The organism is Mycobacterium kyogaense, assembly GCF_036946525.1.
Lineage (GTDB): Bacteria > Actinomycetota > Actinomycetes > Mycobacteriales > Mycobacteriaceae > Mycobacterium > Mycobacterium kyogaense_A.
Genome location: NZ_JAQIIY010000017.1, coordinates 148,104 through 165,650, shown reverse-complemented (window position 1 = coordinate 165,650; position 17,547 = coordinate 148,104). Strand labels below are relative to the sequence as shown.

General features: G+C 66.1%; 17 protein-coding genes. 7 read left to right on the top strand and 10 right to left on the bottom strand.

The annotated features are described in order from the left end of the window. Positions 1-621 precede the first annotated feature (621 nt). The 7 genes from PGN37_RS15700 to PGN37_RS15670 all read right to left on the bottom strand — a co-directional run bounded on the left by PGN37_RS15700 (position 622) and on the right by PGN37_RS15670 (position 7,901). Complete coding sequence (locus tag PGN37_RS15700; protein ID WP_335331940.1) at positions 622-1,503, bottom strand: response regulator transcription factor; 882 nt, start codon at positions 1,501-1,503, stop codon at positions 622-624. 390 nt (positions 1,504-1,893) lie between these two features. Continuing rightward, positions 1,894-3,048, bottom strand: coding sequence for a lipid-transfer protein (locus PGN37_RS15695; RefSeq protein ID WP_335331974.1), 1,155 nt, complete (start codon positions 3,046-3,048; stop codon positions 1,894-1,896). An 8-nt stretch (positions 3,049-3,056) separates the two neighbouring features. Further along, the gene (locus PGN37_RS15690; RefSeq protein WP_335331939.1) at positions 3,057-3,470 is read right to left on the bottom strand and encodes a MaoC family dehydratase; all 414 of its coding nucleotides are present in this window, start codon (positions 3,468-3,470) and stop codon (positions 3,057-3,059) included. Beyond that, a complete protein-coding gene (locus PGN37_RS15685; RefSeq protein WP_335331938.1) occupies positions 3,467-4,417 on the bottom strand; it encodes a bifunctional MaoC family dehydratase N-terminal/OB-fold nucleic acid binding domain-containing protein in 951 nt (316 codons plus the stop codon). The genes PGN37_RS15690 and PGN37_RS15685 overlap by 4 nt, the downstream gene beginning before the upstream one ends. 28 nt (positions 4,418-4,445) lie before the next feature. Further along, positions 4,446-5,609, bottom strand: coding sequence for an acyl-CoA dehydrogenase FadE29 (fadE29, locus tag PGN37_RS15680; RefSeq protein WP_335331937.1), 1,164 nt, complete (start codon positions 5,607-5,609; stop codon positions 4,446-4,448). Continuing rightward, entirely contained in the window at positions 5,610-6,611 is a 1,002-nt protein-coding gene (locus tag PGN37_RS15675) for an acyl-CoA dehydrogenase family protein (protein WP_335331936.1), read from the bottom strand. 27 nt (positions 6,612-6,638) lie between these two features. After that, entirely contained in the window at positions 6,639-7,901 is a 1,263-nt protein-coding gene (locus PGN37_RS15670) for a cytochrome P450 (RefSeq protein ID WP_335331935.1), read from the bottom strand. A 121-nt stretch (positions 7,902-8,022) separates the two neighbouring features. Here PGN37_RS15670 and PGN37_RS15665 point away from each other — a divergent pair, with 121 nt between their 5' ends. The 3 genes from PGN37_RS15665 to PGN37_RS15655 are packed head-to-tail and all read left to right on the top strand — an operon-like array spanning position 8,023 to position 10,061. Then, entirely contained in the window at positions 8,023-9,186 is a 1,164-nt protein-coding gene (locus tag PGN37_RS15665) for a steroid 3-ketoacyl-CoA thiolase (protein ID WP_335331934.1), read from the top strand. Then, positions 9,186-9,572: a hypothetical protein gene (locus PGN37_RS15660; RefSeq protein WP_335331933.1), complete on the top strand. Its 387-nt coding sequence runs from the start codon at positions 9,186-9,188 to the stop codon at positions 9,570-9,572. The genes PGN37_RS15665 and PGN37_RS15660 overlap by 1 nt, the downstream gene beginning before the upstream one ends. Before the next feature lie 9 nt (positions 9,573-9,581). Further along, positions 9,582-10,061: a nitroreductase family deazaflavin-dependent oxidoreductase gene (locus tag PGN37_RS15655; RefSeq protein WP_335331932.1), complete on the top strand. Its 480-nt coding sequence runs from the start codon at positions 9,582-9,584 to the stop codon at positions 10,059-10,061. Position 10,062: 1 nt separating this feature from the next. Here the strand turns inward: PGN37_RS15655 and PGN37_RS15650 are convergent, their stop codons facing one another. Both PGN37_RS15650 and PGN37_RS15645 read right to left on the bottom strand, forming a co-directional pair. Continuing rightward, positions 10,063-10,968, bottom strand: a complete 906-nt coding sequence (locus tag PGN37_RS15650) for an SDR family oxidoreductase (RefSeq protein ID WP_335331931.1) — start codon at positions 10,966-10,968, stop codon at positions 10,063-10,065. A 14-nt stretch (positions 10,969-10,982) separates the two neighbouring features. After that, a complete protein-coding gene (locus PGN37_RS15645; RefSeq protein ID WP_335331930.1) occupies positions 10,983-11,765 on the bottom strand; it encodes an SDR family oxidoreductase in 783 nt (260 codons plus the stop codon). A gap of 53 nt (positions 11,766-11,818) precedes the next feature. Here PGN37_RS15645 and echA20 point away from each other — a divergent pair, with 53 nt between their 5' ends. The 4 genes from echA20 to ipdC are packed head-to-tail and all read left to right on the top strand — an operon-like array spanning position 11,819 to position 15,259. Beyond that, the gene (gene echA20 / locus PGN37_RS15640) at positions 11,819-12,574 is read left to right on the top strand and encodes a (7aS)-7a-methyl-1,5-dioxo-2,3,5,6,7,7a-hexahydro-1H-indene-carboxyl-CoA hydrolase (RefSeq protein ID WP_335331929.1); all 756 of its coding nucleotides are present in this window, start codon (positions 11,819-11,821) and stop codon (positions 12,572-12,574) included. Further along, positions 12,574-13,452: a cholesterol ring-cleaving hydrolase subunit IpdA gene (ipdA, locus tag PGN37_RS15635; protein ID WP_335331928.1), complete on the top strand. Its 879-nt coding sequence runs from the start codon at positions 12,574-12,576 to the stop codon at positions 13,450-13,452. The genes echA20 and ipdA overlap by 1 nt, the downstream gene beginning before the upstream one ends. After that, positions 13,449-14,195, top strand: a complete 747-nt coding sequence (gene ipdB / locus PGN37_RS15630) for a cholesterol ring-cleaving hydrolase subunit IpdB (protein ID WP_335331927.1) — start codon at positions 13,449-13,451, stop codon at positions 14,193-14,195. Before ipdA ends, ipdB begins: the two co-directional genes overlap by 4 nt. Next, positions 14,192-15,259 (top strand): (3aS,4S,5R,7aS)-5-hydroxy-7a-methyl-1-oxo-octahydro-1H-indene-4-carboxyl-CoA dehydrogenase, encoded by a 1,068-nt coding sequence (gene ipdC / locus PGN37_RS15625; RefSeq protein WP_335331926.1) that lies wholly within the window; start codon positions 14,192-14,194, stop codon positions 15,257-15,259. Before ipdB ends, ipdC begins: the two co-directional genes overlap by 4 nt. Here the strand turns inward: ipdC and PGN37_RS15620 are convergent. Continuing rightward, the gene (locus PGN37_RS15620) at positions 15,252-17,537 is read right to left on the bottom strand and encodes a YncE family protein (protein ID WP_335331925.1); all 2,286 of its coding nucleotides are present in this window, start codon (positions 17,535-17,537) and stop codon (positions 15,252-15,254) included. The genes ipdC and PGN37_RS15620 overlap by 8 nt on opposite strands. Between the last annotated feature and the right edge of the window lie 10 nt (positions 17,538-17,547).

Genomic DNA, 17,547 nt, shown 5'->3' with positions numbered 1-17,547 from the left:
ACCGCGGACGCAGACGATCGAGCCTCCGTCGGCGTGGTCAGCACTGAACCATTCCTCGACCGGCCTCGGCGCGCAAACTCCTGGTGCGGGCATCATCTCGTAGCTCACAAATGGCGCTGATGGCGCCGGAGGCGCTACAGCTTCTCTCGAGGAGGTGCCGGCCCCGGCGAGTCGACCGAACGGGGGGGCGGTCGACTGAGCGGGCACCGGGGTCGGCACCGGTCCTTGGGGTTGCATCGCTGCCACTGCTGCTGATGGCGTCACGGGACCTTGGTGCGGGTCTCGTGGTGTTTCATGGGGCCTTAGGTGCGGCAAAGTGCGGACCGCCACTCCGCCCGCGCCGACCACCTCCCTACAGGAGCGTGTAGACGAGCTTTGGTCGTCATCGCGTCGCCCAGCTGGAGGCAATGTTGCTGCCGCCCAATGTGTGCCGTTCTGATGAGTAGACATTCCACCTCCCCACAGCAGCTGCGGGGAAAAGTTGGCGATACTCAGATGCGCCGGACCAAGCGAAGCGAGCTAACCCCGTACGTCAACTATCAACAGCGGCGGGGCGCACGTACATGGATCGTTGGAGCGATTTATCACCCAGGACCCTATCTAGATCCCAGAGAGACATCGTCAGCGCAATGACCGGCAGAAGGCTGCCGCTTCAGCGCGCGTACGGACCCCGAGCTTGCCAAGCACGCTGTGCACGTGGTTTTTCACTGTGTGCACCGCGATACAGAGCTGGTCGGCAATGTCCTTGTTGGACAGACCCTGCTCGAGCATCCGGAGAATCTGCATCTCGCGCGCGGTCAGGTCCGGATCGCCGGGATCTGACCGTCGCTCGGTTGCCACGTTCGACAGGTACCTGAGCAGGATGGCCGAGATTCGCGGCGAACACACAAACTCTCCACGAGAGACCCTGGCGATCAGGTTTCGCAGCTCACCCAGGGACTCGGTCCGTAGGTGATACGCCGCAACGCCGGCTTCCGCGCACGCGATGACGTCGGCCTCATCCTCATCGGCGACACCCATGACGATCACTTTGGCTGTAGGACACTGCTGCCGTACACAGTGAAGTAGTGAAATACTCTGGTGCGTAAACAGATTGAGTAAGACGATGCGCGGTGGCGTGGAAACGGCCACGCTCAGTGAATCGAGACTCCACGCCATGGCAGGCCGCGCAACACCCTCGCCGGCGAGGATGGTCGCGAGGTTCTCGCGCTGGAGGCGGGAGTCATCGACGATCAGGATGTCCTCAACCGGCAACTCGAGATGCGCCCCGTCGGCCGTGTGGGGTCCGTTGAGGAGGGCGCGTTGTCGTTCGCGCCGGGTCATCGGCAGGCTCACCGGAAGCGTTGGGGTGCGCACTGGCATCACCCCATGCCGTCCCACTTCGTCACCAAGCCCCGCGATGTCGCTACCACCGCGACATCCTTCGCGGGGGTTGTGCCCATCCCATCTGTGATGGACCACCGGTAAAGGATCGCCGACCGGATCCCATATCTGGGTCATCATCGTGCCCTGCGTTTTCGGCCCCCGCTGATCACGGCCAGAGCCCAAATCGTTTCGCTCGATTGCTCCGCCGACCCCATAGTGCCCCCTTCACTGGCGCTGCAAGCACTCATATTATGTAAGTTTGCTAGATTTGCAGTCAAGTGTAGTTTTCGCAGGAACGCGTGCTTGCTTGAGTTCGGAAACGGCCACATTATTGACTTTTCCGCAAATAGCTACTGTTTTGCCTGGTCAGAGGATGGGCACAGCGGGCGCCGCCCAACAGCGCTGACGTCCCGCTATCGAAAAATGGCTGCGATTTTGCCGCAACCGCACAACTGCCCCGCAGAGAATGCCGGGGCGACAACCCCGAAGGCCGTGCGATTTTTACGTAATAACTTTGCTGGCTGGGTTTCAGCCGAGGATCAGCCCCGAGGTCGGCACGCCGGTGCCCGCGGTCACGAGGACGTGTTCGACGTGAGGGACTTGATTGACGGAAGTGCCGCGGAGCTGGCGCACACCCTCGGCGATGCCGTTCATGCCGTGGATGTAGGCCTCCCCCAGCTGACCGCCGTGGGTGTTGATCGGCAAGCTGCCACCGATCTCGATCGCTCCGCCCGCGATGAAGTCCTTCGCTTCTCCCTTGCCGCAGAAGCCGAGTTCCTCGAGCTGGATCAGCGTGTACGGGGTGAAGTGGTCATACAGGATGGCCGTCTGGATGTCGGCCGGCTTCAGGCCCGACTGCTGCCACAGTTGCCCACCGACGAGCCCCATCTCGGGCAGCCCGAGTTCGTCGCGGTAGTAGGAGTACATCGTGAACTGGTCAGCGCCGGCGGCCTGTGCGGCGGCCTCGATGACGGCGGGCCGGTGCTTGAGGTCTTTGGCCCTCTCGGGTGTGGTGACCACGATCGCGACCCCGCCGTCGGTCTCCTGGCAGCAATCCAGCAGGCGCAACGGTTCGGCGATCCACCGGGAATTCTGATGGTCTTCGATGGTGATCGGCTTGCCGTAGAAGTGCGCCTTGGGATTGGTGGCGGCGTGCTTGCGGTCCGCCACCGAGATGGCGCCGAAATCGCCACTCGTGGCGCCGTATTCGTGCATGTAACGCTGCGCGATCATGGCCACTGACGCGGCAGGTGTGCTCAACCCGTGCGGATAGGACCAGCTGTATTCGACCCCGCGGGAATCCGCATTGGCCGTCAGACCTGTCGACACCTGACCGAAGCGGAACTCCGAGCGCTCGTTGAACGCACGGTAGGCGACGACGACCTCGGCCACACCGGTCGCCACCGCGAGCGCGGCCTGCTGCACCGTCGCGGCCGCGGCTCCACCGCCGTAGCCGATCTGGCTGAAGAAGCTGAGATCACCGATACCGGTGGCGCGAGCCACCGCGGTCTCGAGGTTGGAGTCCATCGTGAACGTGACCAGACCGTCGACATCCGACGGTGCCAGACCCGCGTCGTCGAGCGCGTCGAGCACGGCCTCGGCCGCCAGACGCAGTTCGCTTCGCCCGGAGTTCTTGGAGAAGTCCGTGGCCCCGATACCGGCGATGGCCGCCCGGCCCGACAGTCCCCCGGTCACTGAGCGCCGCCCAATGCCATTGTGGCCGTGGCGATCACATGATCGCCCAGGCTGTTACTGCCCGTCACCTTCACGGTGACGAGATCACCGTCGACGGCGGTCACCTCGCCGCGGAACGTCACCGTGTCGTAGGCGTACCACGGCACGCCCAGACGCAACGAGATCGATCTGATCACCGCGGTGGGACCGGCCCAGTCGGTGAGGTAGCGCTGCACCAGCCCGGTATCGGTGAGGATGTTGACGAAGATGTCCTTGGACCCCTTGGCCTGCGCCTTGTCCCGGTCGTGGTGGACGTCCTGGTAGTCACGGGTGGCGATGGCCGTGGACACGATGAACGTCGGGTCCGCGTGGAGGGTGAGCTCGGGCAGCGCGGTGCCCACGTCGAAAGACGGCACGGTCGGTGCACTCATGATCGCGGCTCCCATGCGTACAGTGTCCAGGCGGGGCTGATGTCGCTGTCGGGGAAGTCGAGATAGGTTGCGCTGACGGGCATCCCGATCTTCACGTCGGCGGGATCGACACCCCGGAGCTCGCCGAGCATTCGGACGCCCTCCTCCAGTTCGACGAGCGCGATCACGAACGGCAGCGTCCGCCCCGGCACCTTCGGCGCGTGGTGGACGACGTAGCTGTACACAGTGCCGTTGCCGCTCGCCACGACGTAGTCCACCGGCTCGTCCTTGTCGGCCCACACCGCGGGTACCGGCGGATGCTGAAGGCTGCCGTCAGGACGGCGCTGGATGCGCAATTCGTGGGCGCCGACTCCGTCCCAGAAGAACTTGGTGTCGCGCGACGACGCCGGACGCATCAGCTTGTCCGCATCGAGATCATCGGGCACCACCGGTCCGTCCGCCGCACGCGGGGCGAACTTCATGATGCGCCACTTCATCTCGGCGACCTTCTCACCGTCGCCGACGGTCCAGGTGATCAGCTGGTTGATGAAGTAACCCTCACCCAGCGCGGTCTGCTTGGGTCCGGCCACATCGGTGATCTCGGCGTGGATCTCGACCTCTTCGCCCGGACGCAGGTACCGGTGATAGGTCTGCTCGCAGTTGGTGGCGACCACGCCGACGAAGCCGGCATCGTCGAAGAGCGCCATCATCTTCGACAGCGGATCGTCGTCGGAGCGACCCTCGCCGAGGCCGCCCATCGTCCAGACCTGGATCATCGCCGGCGGCGCGACGATGCCGGGATGGCCTGCGGCCTTGGCCGCGGCCTCGTCGACGTAGATCGGATTCCTGTCCCCGATTGCATCCACCCAGTGGTGGATCATCGGCAGGTTCACCGGATCGGGACCACGGCGCGGCTCACTTTTGCCTGCAGCAGTGATCTCGTCGATGCCGGCACGCAGATCGCTCATCGCTGCCCTCGGCTCTTCGCGCAAGCGCTCATCGCGTCACTCTCGGGACCTTCAGCCCTGACGCCGCGATCTGCTCCCGCATCACCTCGTTGACTCCACCGCCGAAGGTGATGACCAGGTTGCGTTTGGTCATGTGGTCCAGCCAGGCGAGCAGCTCACCGGTCTCCGGATCCGCGGGATTGCCGTACGTGCCGACTATCTCCTCGGCCAGGCGGCCGACTTCCTGGATACGCTCGGTGGAGAACACCTTGGTGGCCGCGGCGTCGGCGACAGCGATGGTCTCGCCCGACGCAGCGACCTGCCAGTTCAGCAACTCGTTGACCCGCCAGATCGTCTTGATCTGGGCCAGAAGCCTTTTCACGTCGGCCTGCTCGATCGGCGTCACCCCGTCGGACCCCGGCTTGGACGCCCACGCGTGCACCTGGTCGTAGATGCCCGCGACTCGGCCGGCCGGACCGAGGCCGACCCGCTCGTGGTTGAGCTGGGTGGTGATCAGCTTCCAGCCACCGTTCTCCTCGCCGACGAGCATGTCGGCGGGCACCCGCACGTCGTTGTAGTAGGACGCGTTGGTGTGGTGCGCCCCGTCGGACAGGATGATCGGTGTCCAGGAGAAGCCAGGATCCTTGGTGTCGACGATGAGGATTGAAATGCCCTTGTGCTTGGCCGCTTCCGGATCGGTTCGGCACGCCAGCCAGATGTAGTCGGCATCGTGCGCACCGGTGGTCCACATCTTCTGTCCGTTCACGATGAACTCGTCACCGTGTCGGACGGCCGTGGTACGCAGGGAGGCCAGGTCCGTTCCCGCATCCGGCTCGGAATAGCCGATTGCGAAATGGATGTCACCGGAGAGGATTCCGGGCAGGAACTTCTTCTTCTGCTCGTCGGTGCCGTACACCTGCAGCGTGGGGCCGACGGTCTGCAGGGTGACCAGAGGCAGCGGCACGTCGGCGCGGTTGGCCTCGTTGACGAAGATCTGCTGCTCGATGGGGCCGAAGCCCAGGCCGCCGTACTCCTTGGGCCAACCGACACCGAGCTTGCCGTCCGAACCCATCCTTTTGACGACGGCGCGGTAGGCCTCGTTGTGCCGGTTCGACGTCATCGCCTCGGCTTCTTCGGGCGTGATGAGCGTCGAGAAGTATTGGCGCAGTTCGGCTTGCAGAGCCCGCTGTTCAGGGGTCAGTTCGATGTACATTTACGCTCCCACCAGATCGAGACGGTGCGTCGGACCACCCAGCACGCGGGTCAGGTCCTTGATCGAGGAGAAATAGCGGTCCATCGGGTAGGTGATGTCCATGCCCATCCCGCCGTGCAGATGGTGGCACAGCCGCATCGCCGGCGGAGCTTGCGACGTAAGCCAGTACCCGAGGATCGCGAGGTCGTCATCGGCGTCGAGGCCTTGGGACAGCAGCCACACCGCCGATGTCGACACCAGTGAGATGGTGCGGGAGGCGATGTACACCTCGGACAGCTGCGCAGCCACTGTCTGGAACGTGGAGAGCGGCCTACCGAACTGCTCGCGGGTGGCGACGTAGTCCGCCGTCAACCGCAGTGCCCCGGCCACCAGCCCTGAAGCAAAAGCCCCGAAGCACGCCAACACCACCTGGTTCACGCGGTGGGCGCCGACATCGGCCAGCACGTCGTCGGCGGCGACAGCGACATCGCGGAACGTCACCACATATTCGTCGGCCCCGGTCGCCGAGGGCGTCTTCGTCGTCGAGACACCGTCGGCGTCCCCGCGCACCACGACGACGCCCGAATCCGCCGTGACCAACAACCATTCGGCCTCGGCGGCGTACCCGACGGCGAGTTTGGTGCCGTTGAGCGCGCCGCCCGACAACGTGGTCGCCGGTCGATCGGGTTGAGATGAGCCTGGCTCGTTCAGGGCCACGGTGAGCACCGCCCCCTTGGCCAGGCCGGCCAGACAGCGATCCTGCTGCGCCGCCGACGCCACATCGAGCAGCACCGCGGCCGCGGCGAGCGTGACCGGTGCCGCGCTGATGGTTCCGTGCCTGCCGATCTCGGTCAGGGCGGTCGCGATCTCCGCGATGCCCAGGCCGTCGCCACCGAGGCGCTCGGGGGCGGCCAGTGCGAGCACGCCGCCGGAAACCAGTGCGTCCCATGAGTTGTCGCGGTCCAGCACGGACGTCACCACGTCGGCGACCGCCTGCTGACCCTCGTCTGGGGTGAAATCCACCCGACTCCTCCTCGAGTCTTCGATGCGTCAGTGACTGACCGGACAGCCCTGTCCGGTGTAGTCCACCTGCCAGTGCTTGATGCCGTTGAGCCAGCCCGACTTCAACCGCTCGGGTTCACCGATCGGCTGGAGATCCGGCATGTGGTCGGCGACGGCGTTGAAGATCAGATTGATCGTCATCTTCGCCAGGTTGGCGCCGATGCAGTAGTGGGCGCCAGTTCCGCCGAAGCCGACGTGCGGATTGGGCGTGCGCATGATGTCGAAACTATCCGGCTCGATGAACACCTCCTCGTCGAAGTTGGCCGAGCGGTACGACATCACCACCCGGTCACCCTTCTTGATGCTCACTCCGCCCAGCTCGGTGTCTTCGAGTGCGGTGCGCTGGAACGCCGACACAGGGGTGGCCCAGCGGACGATCTCGTCGGCGGCACTCTCCGGGCGCTCCTTCTTGTAGAGCTCCCACTGATCGGGATTCTGCGAGAACGCGATCATGCCGTGAGTGATCGAGTTGCGGGTGGTCTCGTTTCCGGCCACCGCGAGCATGACCACGAAGAAGCCGAACTCGTCGTCGGAGAGCTTCTCCCCGTCGAAGTCGGCCTGGATCAGCTTCGTCACGATGTCCTCGGTCGGGTTCTTCGCCCGCTCCTCGGCCATCTTCATCGCGTAGGTGATGAGTTCGAACGACGACATCGCGGGGTCGACGTCGGCGTACTCCGGATCCTCGCCCGCCGTCATCTCGTTCGACCAGCGGAAGATCTTGTCGCGGTCGTCCTGCGGGACACCGAGCAGTTCCGCGATCGCCTGCAGCGGCAGTTCGCAGGACACCTGCTCGACGAAATCACCGGTGCCCTCGGCCTTGGCCGATTCGGCGATCTTCTGCGCGCGGGAGCGCAATTCGTCCTCGAGGCGCCCGATGGCCCTGGGGGTGAAACCGCGGGAGATGATCTTGCGCAGCCGGGTGTGCTGCGGCGCATCCATGTTCAGCAGGACAGCCTTCTGCAGGTCGATCGCATCGCGCGTCATGTCCGCGGGCCACGTCGGGATCGCGCCGTCGGGCGAGCTACCGAAGATGTCGTTGCGCTTCGACACCTCCTTGACGTCGGCGTGCTTGGTGACCAGCCAGTAGCCTTTGTCTCCGAAGCCGCCGGTGCCGGCGGGGATGTCGACCCAGTGGACGGGCTCGGACTTGCGGAGCTCTGCCAACTCCTCGACGGGCAGACGCTCGAGATTGAGACTCGCGTCGAGGAAGTCGAAGTGGGGGCTGATCGGGCAGGTGTTGGGGCCTGGCATAGGGAAGCGCTCCTCAATTGCAACGTGTTCTAGTGCCAGTAAAACATGCCTCCACCGCAGATAAAAGGCACACTGGCATCGCCGCTTGTCAGAGTAATGAAACGTGTTCTAGCCTGACGCCATGGGTAACCCTGTGATCGTCGAAGCCACCCGGAGCCCCATCGGGAAGCGCAACGGCTGGCTGTCCGGGCTGCACGCCACGGAGCTGCTGGGCGCTGTCCAGAAGGCGCTCGTCGACAAGGCGGGCATCGACGCCGCCGGGATCGAACAGGTGATCGGCGGCTGCGTCACGCAGTACGGGGAACAGTCCAACAACATCACCCGCGTGGCGTGGCTGACCGCGGGACTGCCCGAGCACGTCGGCGCCACCACGGTGGACTGCCAGTGCGGTAGCGGCCAGCAGGCCAACCACCTGATCGCCGGGTTGATCGCGGCGGGGGCCATCGACATGGGCGTCGCGTGCGGCGTCGAGGCGATGAGCCGGGTCGGCCTGGGGGCCAACGCCGGCCCGGACCGGTCGAAGATCCGCGCGCAGTCGTGGGACATCGACATGCCGAACCAGTTCGAGGCTGCCGAGCGAATCGCCAAGCGCCGCGGCATCACTCGCGAGGACATCGACCGCTTCGGGTTCGATTCACAGCGCAAGGCCAAGCAGGCGTGGGCCGAAGGTCGCTTCGACCGGGAGATCAGCCCGATCGAGGCTCCGGTGCTCGACGAGAACAAGCAACCCACCGCCGAGAGGGCCGCGGTCACCCGCGATCAGGGGCTTCGGGACACCACGCTGGAGGCCCTGGCATCGCTGAACCCGGTGATGGAGGGCGGTATTCACACCGCGGGCACGTCGTCGCAGATCTCCGATGGAGCAGCGGCGGTGCTGTGGATGGACGAAGACGTCGCCAAGGCGCACGGCTTGCGGCCCCGGGCCCGGATCGTCAGCCAGGCCCTGGTCGGGTCCGAGCCGTACTACCACCTCGACGGGCCGGTGCAGTCGACCGCCAAGGTGCTCGAGAAGGCCGGGATGAAGATGGGCGACATCGACATCACGGAGATCAACGAGGCATTCGCATCGGTCGTGCTGTCCTGGGCCCGAGTGCACGAGCCCGACATGGACACGGTGAACGTCAGCGGTGGCGCGATCGCACTGGGTCATCCGGTGGGAAGCACCGGCAGCCGGCTCATCACCACGGCACTGCATGAACTGGAGCGCACCGACAAGACGACGGCGCTGATCACCATGTGCGCCGGCGGCGCGCTGTCGACCGGGACCATCATCGAGCGCATCTGATGGCCGTTCCGGACGCCGAGCGCATCGCCGCGGCGCAGGCATACATCACCTCACTGGCCAGCCACCAGGCCGACGACGTGCCGTTCGCGCCCGGCTGCACCCGAGTGGAGGTGGGGCTCAAGACCGGCTTCTCCGGAGATCACCTGCGGCGCAGCCTCAATCGCGGTCTCCAGTACCGGGTCATCGAGAAGGTGTCGACACCGGAGTTCACGATCGACGGCGACACCGTGCGCGCACGATTCGAGCTCTCGACGAAGCCGAAGCTGGGCGGCCGCAGCGTCGGCGCCCGCATCGACGAGACGTTCTTGATCCCCGCCGACGACCCGTCGGGCCGCGCGCAGATCCACCACATCAACGCCTCGATCCGTCCCTTTCTGACGCGATAGGGTTCACCCATGGCCAATTCGCCTCGCCCGCTGAGCCCCAAACAAATCGAAAGCCTCAACTCGGCCAAGGTCGGCACAGCGATCAAATGGATGTCGAAGGCCAACACGTGGCTGTTCAAGAAGTCGGGCGGCAGGCTCGGCAACAAGTTCCTGCGCGGCGCCGAAGTCGGCATCCTGACCACGATCGGCCGGAAATCCGGCGAGGCACGGGACAGTCCGTTGCTGTTCCTCCAGGAGGGCCGTCGCATCGTGCTCGTCGCCTCACAAGGCGGCCGAGCCACCAACCCGATGTGGTACCTCAACCTCCGAGCCAATCCCGAGATCACCTTCCAGACCAAGAAGGAAACCCTGGAACTGGTTGCCCGCGACGCCACAGACGCGGAACGCGACGAATACTGGCCCAAGCTCGACGCCATGTATCCGGACTTCCAGAACTACCGCTCCTACACCGATCGCAAGATCCCGATCGTCATCTGCGATCCGGCCTGAGTCAGGCCCCGTAGACCGGTACCGCCGGGCGGGCCTTGCCAAGCAGATCGGCGACCACGGGTCCGAGTTCGGCCGGATCCCACTTCGCGCCTTTGTCGATCTCCGGTCCGTGCGCCCAGCCCTCGGCGACGCGGATCTTGCCGCCTTCGACCTCGAACATCTTCCCGGTGACGTCGCGGGCTTCCACACTGCCCAGCCACACCACCAGGGGTGAAATGTTCTCCGGCGCCATCGCGTCGAAATCCTGGTCCTGCGTGGACATCATGTCGGCGAACACCGTCTCGGTCATCCGGGTGCGCGCCGACGGAGCGATCGCGTTGACGGTGACGCCGTAGCGTCCCATCTCGGCGGAGGCGACGAGCGTGAGAGCCGCGATGCCGGCCTTCGCCGCGCTGTAGTTGGCCTGCCCGACGCTGCCCTGCAGGCCCGCACCGGAGCTGGTGTTGATGATGCGGGCGTCCACCTGCTCGCCGGCCTTGGATTTGGCGCGCCAGTACGCGGCCGCGTGCTTCATCGTGGCGAAGTGGCCCTTGAGATGCACCGCGGTGACCGCGTCGAACTCTTCTTCGCTCGTGTTGGCGAACATCCTGTCGCGCACGATTCCGGCGTTGTTCACCAGGACGTCGAGCCCGCCGAACGCGTCGACAGCGGTCTGGATCAGACCCTCTGCCTGGGCCCAGTCGGCGACGTTGGCCCCGCTGGTCACGGCTTCGCCTCCGGCAGAGACGATCTCATCGACGACGGACTGGGCCGCACTGCCGCCCCCGGCCGGCGACCCGTCGAGACCCACACCGATGTCGTTGACGACGACGCGGGCCCCCTCAGCGGCGAACGCCAGGGCGTGCGCCCGGCCGATACCGCCACCCGCACCCGTCACGATGACCACACGGCCGTCGAGCAATCCCATTCCCGTTGTCTCCTCTACTTGTTGATGTCGGCGGTGGTGGTGGCCAGGTAGTGCGGCGGCTCTCCCCCACCGTGCACCTCCAGCGACGCCCCGCTGATGTAGGAGGCCGCCGGCGAGGCGAGGAACGCCGTGGCCCAGCCCACGTCGCTCGGTCGGGCGAGCCTGCCCAGGGGCACGGTGCGCGAGATCGCGGCGATCGAATCGGCGTCTCCGTAGAACAGCTCCGCCTGCTCGGTCTCGACCATCCCGACCACCACGGAGTTCACCCGAACCCTGGGCGCCCACTCGACGGCGAGCGTGGCGGTCATGTTCTCGATCCCCGCTTTGGCCGCGCCGTAGGCGACGGTTCCCGGAGTGGGCCGCCGACCGCTGACACTGGAGATGTTGATGATCGACCCACCCGAATCCTGCTGCTGCATCACGGTGTTCGCGTGACTGGCGACTGACAGCGCGCCGAGCAGGTTGAGCTCGACGATCTTGCGGCTGAACTTCGCCGAGGCCGCGGCGGCGGGCACGTACGGCGATCCGCCGGCGTTGTTGACCACGACATCGAGCCGACCGTGATCGGCGACGATGCCTGCGATCAAGGCGGCCACCGCGTCGTCGTCGCGAATGTCGCAGGCGCGGAACTCGAACGGCGACCCGTCGACGGGGCGGCGAGCGCAGGTGACGACGGTGGCTCCCTGATCGGCGAACACAGTGCTGATGCCGGCGCCGACACCGCGCACACCACCGGTCACCAGCACCACGCGGCCACTGAGAGCAAGGCTGATGGCGCTGTCGGGGGCGTCGGTCACTGTGCTAGCGTACCAAGCAAGTGCTTGCTTAGGTAGCCACCCAGGAGTTGCGCATGCCGATCACCACCGCGACGGTGGAGCCGGGGATCGTCTCGGTGACCGTCGACTACCCACCCGTCAACGCGATCCCGTCGCGAGGCTGGTTCGAACTCGCCGACGCGATCACCGCGGCCGGGCGTGACAAGACCACGCACGTGGTGATCCTGCGGGCCGAGGGACGCGGCTTCAACGCCGGCGTCGACATCAAGGAGATGCAGAACACCGAGGGCTTCACCGCACTGATCGACGCCAATCGCGGGTGCTACGAGGCGTTTCGGGCCGTCTACGAATGCGCGGTGCCGGTCGTCGCCGCAGTCAACGGCTTCTGTGTCGGCGGAGGAATCGGGCTGGTCGGTAACGCCGACGTCATCGTCGCCTCCGACGACGCGAAGTTCGGGCTGCCCGAGGTGGAGCGCGGCGCACTCGGCGCGGCTACCCATCTGTCTCGCCTTGTGCCGCAACACATGATGCGACGGCTGTTCTTCACCGCGGCGACCGTCGACGCGAACACGCTGCACCACTTCGGTTCCGTGCACGAGGTCGTGCCGCGCGCCGACCTCGACGAGTCGGCCCTGCGGGTGGCGCGTGACATCGCCGCCAAGGACACCCGGGTGATCCGCGCCGCCAAAGAAGCACTGAACTTCATCGACGTGCAACCGGTCACTGCCCGCTACCGGATGGAGCAGGGCTTCACTTTCGAGCTCAACCTCGCCGGCGTCTCGGACGAACACCGGGATGCGTTCGCGGGCACGGACAAGGGGTCGAAATAGTGTCAGACAAACGCGCCACTCTCGACGAGGCCGTCTCCTCCATCGAGAGCGGCATGACGATCGGCATCGGCGGCTGGGGTTCGCGGCGCAAGCCGATGGCTTTCGTGCGCGCGCTGCTGCGTACCGAAGTCACCGATCTGACGGTCGTCACCTACGGCGGACCCGATCTCGGTCTGCTGTGCTCGGCGGGCAAGGTCAAGCGGGCCTACTACGGCTTCGTGTCGCTGGACTCCCCGCCGTTCTACGACCCGTGGTTCGCCAAGGCCCGCACCTCCGGTGCGATCGAGGCGAGGGAGATGGACGAGGGCATGCTCCGCTGTGGCCTACAGGCCGCCGCGCAGCGCCTGCCGTTCTTGCCGATCCGCGCCGGCCTGGGCAGCGATGTGCGCGCGTTCTGGGGCGACGAACTCAAGACCGTGCGGTCGCCCTACCTGACGGGCGAAGGTTACGAGGAGCTCATCGCGATGCCGGCCCTGAACCTCGACGCGGCGTTCGTGCACATGAATGTGGGTGACTCGCGAGGCAATGCGGCCTACACAGGTATCGACCCGTACTTCGACGATCTCTTCCTGATGTCGGCACAGCGCCGGTTCCTGTCGGTGGAGAAGGTGGTGCCGACCGACGAACTCGTGAAATCCGTTCCGCCGCAAGCGCTGCTGATCAACCGCATGATGGTCGACACCCTCGTCGAGGCCCCGAACGGAGCCCACTTCACCACCGCGGAGCCCGACTACCGGCGTGACGAGAAGTTCCAGCGGCACTACGCCGAGGCGGCCGGCTCCGACGAGACGTGGTCGACGTTCGTCGACAAGTATCTGTCCGGAAGCGAATCCGACTACCAGGCAGCGGTGCGTAAGTTCCAGGAGGCGGCCCAGTGATCTCGGCAACCCGCGCAGAGGTGTGCGCCGTCGCGTGCGCCGAATTGTTCCGTGACGCCGGCGAGATCATGGTCAGCCCGATGACCACGATCGTCTCGATCGGGGCGCGGCTCGCTCGCCTGACGTTCTCCCCCGATATCGTGCTCACCGACGGCGAGGCGCGGCTGATCGCCGACACCCCCGCCATCGGCGCGGCCGCCGCCATCGAAGGCTGGATGCCGTTCGGTCGGGTCTTCGAGACGCTGGCCTGGGGCCGCCGCCATGTCGTGATGGGCGCCAACCAGATCGATCGCTACGGCAACCAGAACCTGTCGGCCTTCGGACCGCTACAGCACCCCAAGAGGCAGATGTTCGGCGTCCGCGGTGCGCCGGGCAACACGATCAACCACGCCACCAGTTACTGGGTCGGCAACCACTCGACACGCGTGTTCGGCGAATCCGTGGACATCGTCTCCGGAATCGGCTGGGACAAACTAGATCCCGACAACCCCGCCTATCGGTTGGTCAACGTCTTCCGGGTGATCACCAACCTCGGTGTGTTCGACTTCAACGGGCCCGACCATCAGATGCGGGCGGTGTCCCTGCATCCGGGCATCGAGCCCGAGCAGGTTGCAGAGAACACCTCGTTCGAGGTCCACGGTCTCGGCGAAGCCGAAGCGACCCGGCTCCCCTCCGCCGACGAACTGCGCATCCTGCGCGAGGTCATCGACCCGAAGTCGTTGCGTGACAAGGAAGTCAAGTGAAGCTGCAGACTCCCCTGACGGAGCTGGTCGGCATCGAGCATCCGGTCGTGCAGACCGGGATGGGCTGGGTCGCGGGTGCGCGCCTGGTGGCGGCCACCTCGAATGCCGGCGGGCTGGGCATTCTCGCCTCGGCGACGATGACCCTCGACGAGCTCAAGACCGCGGTGGCCAAGGTCAAGGCCTCCACCGACAAGCCGTTCGGCATCAACATCCGTGCCGACGCGGGCGACGCGAACGACCGCGTCGACCTCCTGATCAGCGAAGGAGTCAAAGTCGCCTCTTTCGCCCTGGCTCCGAAACCCGATCTGATCGCCAAGCTCAAAGACGCTGGCGTCGTGGTGATTCCGTCGGTCGGGTTGGCCAAACACGCGAAGAAAGTCGCGGCCTGGGGTGCCGACGCGGTGATCGTGCAGGGTGGCGAGGGTGGTGGCCACACCGGTCCGATCGCCACGACCCTGCTCCTGCCGTCCGTGCTCGACGCCGTCGCCGACACCGGGATGCCGGTGATCGCGGCGGGCGGCTTCTTCGACGGCCGGGGTTTGGCCGCGGCGCTGTCCTACGGCGCGGCAGGGGTCGCCATGGGTACACGCTTCCTGCTCACGACTGACTCGACCGTGCCCGATGCGGTGAAGCAGCGCTATCTGCAGACCGCGCTCGACGGAACGGTGGTCTCCACCCGGGTCGACGGCATGCCGCACCGCGTGCTGCGCACCGGCTTGGTGGAGAAGCTGGAGAGCGGTTCCCCGGTTCGCGGTCTGGCCGCCGCGGTGGGCAATGCGCAGAAGTTCAAGAAGATGAGCGGCATGTCGTGGCCGTCGATGCTGCGTGACGGCATGGCGATGCGGCACGGCAAAGACTTGACGTGGGCCCAGGTGGTGATGGCCGCCAACACCCCGATGCTGCTGAAAGCCGGCCTGGTCGAGGGCAATACGGATGCCGGCGTGCTCGCATCCGGACAGGTCACCGGGATCATCGAGGATCTGCCGTCCTGCGCGGAACTGGTTCCCGCGATCGTCGCCGAGGCGATCGACCATCTGCAGAAGGCCACCGCCTACATCACGTAGTGAGCGGTGTGACGGTACTGACGTACCTGTTGCCTTCCTGTCGGGTGATGGTCACGTACGGGGTGCCCGCGTCATCCACGATGACGACAGTGAGACTCGTGTCCGGTTGGTCGACGGCGAGGATCTTGGTTGCCCCGGCAGCGGTCAGCGCGTAGACGCCGCCTTCCTGGCCCGAGAATGTACTGAAGCTGGCGTAAGCGGTGCCGTCCGGCCCGAACGTCAGGGGTTCCCTGACGTACCCCTTGCCCCGGTAGTCGACATAGTTGCGCGCGAGGAACCCGCCGGCATCGAGGCTGGCGACCACTGCACCGGTGCTGTCGAAGGACACGATGTGGTAGGTGGGACCCGACGTGTCAGCGGTGACGAGGTAGCCGGTGCCGTCGGGGCCGAACAGCAGCGAATCATGTCCTGAGACAAGTGATCCCGGCAACGTCGCGATGACAGCTCCCGTCGACGCGGACACGACTGACACGCTGGGGTTGCCGGTGTTGTTCGGCGTCTCGACGACCTGGTACGCCCTGCCGTCGGCGTCGAAGCTCACCGGCCGGGTGACGGCCATTCCGTCCGGAAGTGCGACCGTGCGGACGATGGTGCCATCGGAGGACAACACGGCGAGGAGGGAGTGCCCGTCGGCGGTGTAGGTGACGTAGCCGGCGTTGTCCGGATTGGGGGTGGGGAAATACTCCGTCGGCGGGCGTTGATAACTCGGGAGGTCGACGATGTCGCCCGCGACCGCGACCGCAGTGACGCCGCCGTCGACCCGATAGACGGCGACTCTGTCGGTACCCGTGACGTAATCGTGCAACGACGCGTAGACCGTACCGTCCGGGGTGACGTCGATCGGATTGATCAGATACCCGCTTGCGGACTGCGAGATCTCGATGGCGGTCGCGCTGATCCGCGCGATGCTGGTCGTCCCCGCAGCATTGTCGACTACCGGCACGTACACCCCGTCACCGGCCGGGACGAGGCTGTACGTGGACACGTCACCGTCGATGTGCCGGATGGAGCTCTTGTTGCCGGTGAAGGTGTAGACGTCGGTGACGCGCGCGTCGCCGGCCCCGTCATAGGTGACCGCCCAGTAGGCGCGTCCGTCTGTTCCGATCACCGGCTGACCCACCGTCTGCAGATCGGACCGCGGGGCCGTCCTGCGCAGCTCTCCGCCGGGGCCTATCGCCATCAGCACGACTCTGTCGGTCAGAAGGTTCTGCGTGACCAGGTAGGCGCTGCCGTCGGGTGCGACGGCAGGGGGAAACGAAGACACTGTCGCCGAATACACCCGCGTGGTGTTGTTGGCAGAGACGCGAATCAGCTTGTAGCCCACACCCAATGAGGGGTTCACCAGGGTCTGGAGGTAGGCCGTGCCGTCGGCCGCGATCGCGATGGGCGTCTGGACGTTGCCGCCCGCCGAACCGATCGGACGGACTCCTCCGTTGGGGTTGACCACTGACACGAAGGTGCGATTCAGCAGCCGGCTGTAGGTCGTGATCAGCAGGCTGCCGTCCTCACGCGCGACCGCGTTGGACCCTTCGCTCGGGCCGCCGACGATGGTGCGGGTCGTGCGCGTCGTGCCGTCGGGTCCGACGATGCTGACACGTGTACCACCGGCAAGCATCCCGGTGTTTGCGTTGGCCTCGACGGTGACTTGATAAATGGTGCCGTCCGCGCCGATGACCACCGGCTGGGTCGCGAGCCCCGGCGTGGTGCTGCCGGCATCCGACTGCACCACACTGGTGGTCGCGGCGGTGACTTTTGCCGCAGTATCGCGTGATTCACCGAGCTGGCGCCGCGCGGCGGCCAGCATCGTCCACGCCAGTGGGGACGCGCTGTCGGGTTCGGGGGTGTCGGTGCGCCGAGAGGCAGCCCGCGGCGCGAAGAGCGCCGTGATGAGCTTCGGCGTCTCGGATGCCGACTCACTGCGCACGAGACCCTTACGGCGCTGTCCAGCAGGCTCTTTCGGTGTCGAACTCGTAGCGCTCTCGGGCTCCTCAGAGCTGTCGACGCCGACCTGCGGCGCATCGGTGTCGGCAGCCTCGGCGCGCCGGCTGCCGACGGAGCGGCGCTTCGTCTCCGGCGGGGCTTCGCTGGCCGGACGGGAGCGCTTGCCGAGCCGCGGAGCGTTCTCACGCGCAGAGTCATCCGCGTGGCGCGAGAGCGCTGCCGTGCCGGCGGTGTCGGGTTCGGCCGAGGCGACTGCCGGCATCGCCGCCACAGCCGATCCGATTCCCAGTGCGACGGCCAATGCGCCCACCCTGCCGATGTGCTTTTCGAACCCCACAGCAGACCTC

Bases quoted from the DNA above. Each gene is read 5' to 3' on its own strand.
- PGN37_RS15700 (WP_335331940.1), bottom strand. From the start codon at position 1,503: ATGATGACCCAGATATGGGATCCGGTCGGCGATCCTTTACCGGTGGTC.
- PGN37_RS15690 (WP_335331939.1), bottom strand. From the start codon at position 3,470: ATGAGTGCACCGACCGTGCCGTCTTTCGACGTGGGCACCGCGCTGCCC.
- PGN37_RS15685 (WP_335331938.1), bottom strand. From the start codon at position 4,417: ATGAGCGATCTGCGTGCCGGCATCGACGAGATCACTGCTGCAGGCAAA.
- fadE29 (WP_335331937.1), bottom strand. From the start codon at position 5,609: ATGTACATCGAACTGACCCCTGAACAGCGGGCTCTGCAAGCCGAACTG.
- PGN37_RS15670 (WP_335331935.1), bottom strand. From the start codon at position 7,901: ATGCCAGGCCCCAACACCTGCCCGATCAGCCCCCACTTCGACTTCCTC.
- PGN37_RS15665 (WP_335331934.1), top strand. From the start codon at position 8,023: ATGGGTAACCCTGTGATCGTCGAAGCCACCCGGAGCCCCATCGGGAAG.
- PGN37_RS15660 (WP_335331933.1), top strand. From the start codon at position 9,186: ATGGCCGTTCCGGACGCCGAGCGCATCGCCGCGGCGCAGGCATACATC.
- PGN37_RS15655 (WP_335331932.1), top strand. From the start codon at position 9,582: ATGGCCAATTCGCCTCGCCCGCTGAGCCCCAAACAAATCGAAAGCCTC.
- PGN37_RS15650 (WP_335331931.1), bottom strand. From the start codon at position 10,968: ATGGGATTGCTCGACGGCCGTGTGGTCATCGTGACGGGTGCGGGTGGC.
- echA20 (WP_335331929.1), top strand. From the start codon at position 11,819: ATGCCGATCACCACCGCGACGGTGGAGCCGGGGATCGTCTCGGTGACC.